The organism is Candidatus Zixiibacteriota bacterium (genome assembly GCA_020853795.1).
Taxonomy (GTDB): Bacteria; Zixibacteria; MSB-5A5; order CAIYYT01; family CAIYYT01; genus JADJGC01.
Genome location: JADYYF010000066.1, coordinates 1 through 5,981, shown reverse-complemented (window position 1 = coordinate 5,981; position 5,981 = coordinate 1). Strand labels below are relative to the sequence as shown.

Below are 5,981 nucleotides of genomic sequence, written 5' to 3'. Positions count from 1 at the left end.
ACGCGCGCCATGACCGAGTCCAGGTTCTTGCGCTGTCCCATTAACGGGTAGTCGATGCCGACCAACTGCACACCGTCGATTTCGACCACCTCGTCGCGCAGAATCCGCAGCTTCAGTCCTGACAACGCTTCCAGCGATTTGTCCAACCCGACGTAGGTCTCATGGTTGCCGGTGATGAAGTATGTTCCCAGCGGCGCCTGGAGTCCATCCAATGGCTGCGCCAGTCGCCCCAACTCCGGACCGCTGCCGTCGAACAAGTCGCCAGTGATCACTACCATATCCGGTTTCTGCGCATTGGTCAGTTCGACAACCCTGCTCAGGAAACCTTCCCGCAGGATCGCCCCGATATGCACATCCGAGATCTGCGCGATCTTCCGCCCCCGCCACGCCTCCGGCAGATCGCGAATCGCGACCGTCAGCGGCCGCACGACCGGATTGGCGGCGTTCCAGAGCCCGTAAATCGAAAATCCGATCGCCGCGAAAAACACCACTGCGGCCACGGCGCGTTCTGTGGCGACACCGTTGATCCCCGACACCCGCAGCAACAGCACTAATATCCAGGCGGCGAGGCACGCGATCAGCAGGTACACAAACACGCCCGTCCACACCGACGACAGCAGGTAGGGAATGCGCGTGGCAAGGTTCTCTCTCCAATGGATCAGCAGCAAGCTTCCGATGAAGCTCACCGACAGCACCAGGAGAACCCAGCACAGCGCGCGCCGGAGTGCCCCCGGTTCGATGTGCAACAACTTGACGAGTGTAAGGTAGAGTCCCCCGTGGGCGGCGACGACGATCAGCGAGGCGAGTGTAACGAAGATGACAAACGCGGAGCGCATGCCTTCTTATACGCGATCACGCAGCGAAATTCAACGTTTGTGTAGAAATATCGGCCGATGGTTTTTCCAAGAAGAGACTCCGTCAGGTTGGTCGACCTGACGGAGTTCTTGAATTCTAACTTCAGCCGAGTCTTCTGTGAACTAACACCCGCCGCAAGGACCGGGGCCGCCGGCGAAGATGTAGTTGATCAGGTAGACGGCGTCGGAGACGCTGACATTGTCATCGCAATTGACATCGCCAGTGCGCAACGGATTCGGTGCCGGGCCACCGCCAAAGACGTACGAGATCAGGAAGACGGCATCCGAGACGTTGTACCGCCCGACGCCATCGGGGCCGGCGCAATTGCCGGTGTAGAGGCTCAGGAAGCCGTTGTCGGCAGCGACATAGATAACATTGCCTTGAACCGCCAGACCCCAGACCCAGCCGGGGTTTGTGTCGAAGTAGCCGGCACGATACGGAGCCTCGGGATTGACGATGTTGATAACCTGCACCCCCCGGGTATAGTCGGCAAGGTAGAGATAGTCGCCAACGATTCTCATCTCGCGCGTGAAATCGACCGAGTCGATATCCGCGACCGGAAGCGGATTCTGCGGGTCGGTGATGTCGTAGACGCGCAACACGCCGTAACGAGATGGTTGATCAGAATCCTGCGCCAAGAACATGTAGTTGCCGCGGGCAGCGAGCCCGGCGTTCCAGGACAAACCCGGAGCGAAGTTTGCGATGAGAGCGGGCGACTGCGGAGTCGTGAGATCATAAATCGAGACGGTACCGCGCCAGGAAGAAACGTAGAGACGATTGTTGTTCAGGTGGAGGTAAAGAATTCCCGGGTCGGGTAGACGATTGACCATCGTGGGCAGCGCCGGGTTACTGACGTCGACGACAGCGATGCCGGAATCGTTGGCAGCGACATAGACGTATTGATCGTAGACCACCACGCGCCGCGCTTGTCCCGGTGTCTCGCAACTGCCGAGAAGCGACGGGGCGGTGGGCACGCTAAGATCGAAGATCAGCAGACCGAGAGTGCTGTCAGCAACGTAGGCGTAATTGTCCCGCAAGGCAATACCCATCGCATCGCCGGGCGTATCAGCGGCGGCAACGACCTGCAGGTTCTCGGGATCGGAAATGTCGATGACCTGAATCCCGGCGATCCCGTTCGCTTCGATCGCATAGTTGCCCAGCAATTCCACGTCATAGCCCATTCCGGGGATTTCATAGCGCCAACTCTCACTGGGCGCCAATGGATCAATCATCTCGTAAGTGATGAGTCCTTCAGCCCAGCAGGGAATATGAGCCTGGTCGGCATCGAACTGAAGATGACTGCCATAACCGGTGGTATTCCAGGTTCCGACGATCGCCGGCGCGGTTGGCGAAGCAATGTCGACGATCTTGATTCGTGAGCTGCCGCGGATGTAGGCATAGTGATCCCGAAGCGTGATCGACGTCGGCCAGAAATCGGTGGTATCGAGCGTCAACTTCGTGACGCGCGAGGGGAAACGCGGGTCGCTGACGTTGAAGACCAGCAAGGCTGAATCCTGCCGATTGGTCACGAAGGCGTAGTTGTTGCGGACTTTGACATCCCAGGCATCTCCGTCACAGGCGGCCTTGCTCAGCCATTGCGGATCCGACTTGTTGGTCACGTCGACTACGTTCAGGTTCCACTCGTCGGTGACGTAAGCGTAGTTGCCCACGACGTCGACATTGATCGGCAGCATCGGCACGTTCTCAAAAGCCGTGAGTATCGGCGCCATCGGGTTGGAAATGTCAAACACCTCGATCCCGGAATGTTCGTCGAGCACCGACTGGCACAGCGCGTACAGGTAATTGTCCTGAATGTCCATTCCATAGCAGTTGGCGGTACCGACCGGCGGAAATGTCTGGAGCAGTACCGGCGCTGCCGTCACATCCAAGACCAGCAGGCCCTCATGGGGAATCAGGGCGAACAGCGTATTGCCGACAACGGCCAACTCCAATTCGGAGGCGGGGTGGAGATATTCATAGAGCACGACCGGTGCAGCGGTGTTGGAAATATCGACCACTTGAAGCCCATAGTACATCCAGCAATAGGCTCGATCGCCGGCAACCACCGCATTCGCGATGCCTTGCCAGAGCGCCAGGTCGCCCAGCGTTACCGAGAGTTCGCTCAACTGCGCGTCGCGCTCGTTGACGTTCAGACCGCCGCTTCTGAGCAGCTGCGTTATTGATCGTAGCTCGTCTACATTTTGCTTTGAAGCGTCGATTGGCATGTCGATCGCCGTAACCTGTACGGCAAAGAACAATACCACGACGGTGACAAAGAGCTTCAATGCCAATGCCGATCTCATCTATGCCTCCTCGGCTGTCACCGGGCGCGCCGCGCCCTGAAGCAGACTTTCAATGTGATTTGAGTTACTTTGTAAGACTAGCAAACGTTGGTCTTTAAGTCAAGTTTGAATTGGGAGGTTGCAATATCTGCCGTTAAACTGTGCGACCGGGGCCGGCATTACCTGCAATTGGGGCGTGAGCCGGTCGGTGCGTTCGGGGAAAAAACGAAACCGGCGGGTTGTGAAACCCGCCGGCCATTTATTGAGCAAAACCCCTGGAATTTTGCCGAGATCGCGATCTAACCCTTCGGAGCCGCTTCCTTCTTCGGGGTCTTCTCGTGAATCGCCTTAGCGTTCTTCACGGCTTCTTCAAACTTGAAGCCCTTGAAGGTCGGCGACTTCTCATTATGACACTTCACACAGAGTTCGTTCTTCGGCTCGACCATGCCGGAGGCCAGCGCCAGCGCCTTGTCCTTCATGACCTTTTGAGCCTTGTATTCCGAACCCGGACCGTGGCACGACTCGCACTGCACACCCGTCAGCAACGTCCCATCCGCCAACTTGCCGGTAGAATGGCAACCGATGCACTCTTCTTTCTTCTGCTCTTCGGGTTTGAGCTTGTCCCAAGCCTTGGCATGGGTCGTGGTCAACCAAGTCGTGTGCTCCACCTTATGGCAGATCTTGCACTTGTCAGCGCCGACATAAGCAAACGTCTTTTTCGCTTCCGCCGGCTTGGCGGCGTCCTGCGCCATCAATGACACGAACATGAACGCCATCACAGCAAGCACGATCGTTGCCACCACTGTCAATCTTTTCATCCTGTTACCTCCTCCAGAGTTCTCTGTGGTCATCTTGCCATTTATACATCAGAGCTCAAATCAGGACGAAGATATTTACAGTATTTCTGTTGTCAAGGGAAATAAATACCAAAATAGCGCTGTTTGAGTCCTGTCTCATAACATTATGTCAAACAACTTCTTAACTTACACCCCGCAATCCTGACCAATAAATCACCCGAAATCGCCACGCTAAAAATTTCACAAAGTTTATCTTTTGAGTCCAAGATGGCCCTGTCGCCCTAATCCCCGCGCCGGTTATCTTTTTTGTTGATTTCGGTTTGAGGAGGATTTAGGTTACGCCCTAATTTGGCTGGGCGTATTGTGCCCATTGCTAACGGATTAGGATAATGGACGACTTTCCATGGAGGAAGATGCAAAAGGCTATCTCTTCCGGGACTAACTTTGCAATAACTTTAATTGGGAGGTATTAACCTTGCGAAAAGCCATAGTTCTGTTGACCGCGCTGGCTCTTCTTCTCAGCATGGCTTTGCCGGCACTGGCGTATGATCAGACCGGACGGCTGGGGTTGAGCTACCGCTTCGGCTTCCATACCGTCATGAAGGATCCGTGGAAACTCCGCTGGATGCATGGCGGCGAAGCCAAGTTTGTGTTCCACAAGAATTGGGCGGTCGGCCTGACCGGCACCTACGCCAGAACCCAGAAGGGTGTCCTCGACGTGAACAACGCCGGACTGCCGGTCTACCGCGAGCCCTCCGATGATGAGAGCTTCCTTAAGCTTTACAACTACATCCTCGAATTAGGTCCGACCTACAATGCCACGCCGAATGACAAGTGGAACCTGTTCTTGACGGCCGGCGCCGGTATCGGCTACTGGGCGGTCAAGGCAGGCGATGATGTCGTGAAGCTTACCGGTCTCGATGGTCGCCCGTTTGACCTGAAGGATCAGCGCTTCACCGTCATGTTCGGCGGCGGCGCCGAATACTTCCTGATCGACAACTTCTCGATCGGCGCAGCGTTGCGTTATCACATCTTCACCGACATCCTTTCCGGCTTCCGGGACAACGAGGCGCGGAAGGGTTTCGAGGAATCGCTCGACATCCACAAAGGACTGTTGGAAGGCGGCGCGTTTGCGACGGCCTATTTCGGCAAGTGCAAGGATGACGATCGCGACGGCGTCTGCAACGACGACGACAAGTGCCCCGACACGCCTCGTGGCTGCAAAGTCGATGAATTCGGGTGCCCAATCGATTCCGACGGCGACGGCGTTTGCGACGGCCTGGATAAGTGCCCCGATACACCGAAGTGCGCCAAGGTCGACCTGAACGGCTGCCCGATCGATACCGACAAAGACGGCGTCTGGGACGGCTGCGACAAGTGCCCGGATACTCCGACCGATTGCAAGGTTGATGCCGACGGCTGCCCGCTCGACTCCGACAAGGACGGCGTGTGGGATTGCCGCGACAAGTGCCCGGATACGCCGACCTGCTGCAAGGTTGACGCCAATGGCTGCCCGCTCGACTCCGATAACGACGGTGTCTGCGACGGCTGCGACAAGTGCCCGGGTACCCCGGCCGGCTTGACCGTTAATCCGGAAGGCTGCCCGACCGACTTCGTCTATCCGGAGAAGGAACTTATCCTGCGCGAAGTGCAGTTTGTGGTCAATACCTGGACGCTGACCTCCAAGGCCAAGACGGCATTGGATGAGGTGGCCAAGTCGCTGGCGGCGTTCCCGCACGTGCAGATCGAAGTCCAGGGTCATACCGATTCCTCCGGCAAGAAGGAATGGAACGACACGTTGTCGACCAACCGCGCCAAGGCGGTCTATGACTACTTCATCTCGAAGGGCATCGAAGCCTCGCGCCTGACCTACAAGGGTTATGGTCCGGACAAGCCGAAGTACGACAATGCGACTGCGGAAGGCCGCGCGCAGAATCGTCGCGTCGAACTTGTTCGCATGAACGACTAACGTTCGAATCTACAGGCAGCGCGCAGCGCGCTGTATCTGACTAAGCAAAAGCGTCCCGGGAGACCGGGACGCTTTTGT

General features: G+C 57.0%; 4 protein-coding genes. 1 reads left to right on the top strand and 3 read right to left on the bottom strand.

Annotated features, from left to right (window positions below):
- From IT585_04915 to IT585_04905, 3 genes are all read right to left on the bottom strand, one after another.
- On the bottom strand, window positions 1-836 hold an 836-nt coding region (locus IT585_04915), incomplete at its 3' end, for a metallophosphoesterase (GenBank protein MCC6962574.1).
- A 141-nt stretch (window positions 837-977) separates the two neighbouring features.
- Window positions 978-3,158, bottom strand: coding sequence for a hypothetical protein (locus IT585_04910; protein ID MCC6962573.1), 2,181 nt, complete (start codon window positions 3,156-3,158; stop codon window positions 978-980).
- 278 nt (window positions 3,159-3,436) lie between these two features.
- Entirely contained in the window at window positions 3,437-3,955 is a 519-nt protein-coding gene (locus tag IT585_04905; protein MCC6962572.1) for a hypothetical protein, read from the bottom strand.
- 454 nt (window positions 3,956-4,409) lie between these two features.
- Between IT585_04905 and IT585_04900 the strand changes: the two genes are divergently transcribed.
- A complete protein-coding gene (locus IT585_04900; protein MCC6962571.1) occupies window positions 4,410-5,903 on the top strand; it encodes an OmpA family protein in 1,494 nt (497 codons plus the stop codon).
- The last annotated feature ends 78 nt before the right edge of the window (window positions 5,904-5,981 follow it).

Excerpts from the sequence above, each read along its gene's own strand:
- IT585_04905 (MCC6962572.1), bottom strand. The coding sequence starts at position 3,955 with ATGAAAAGATTGACAGTGGTGGCAACGATCGTGCTTGCTGTGATGGCG.
- IT585_04910 (MCC6962573.1), bottom strand. The coding sequence starts at position 3,158 with ATGAGATCGGCATTGGCATTGAAGCTCTTTGTCACCGTCGTGGTATTG.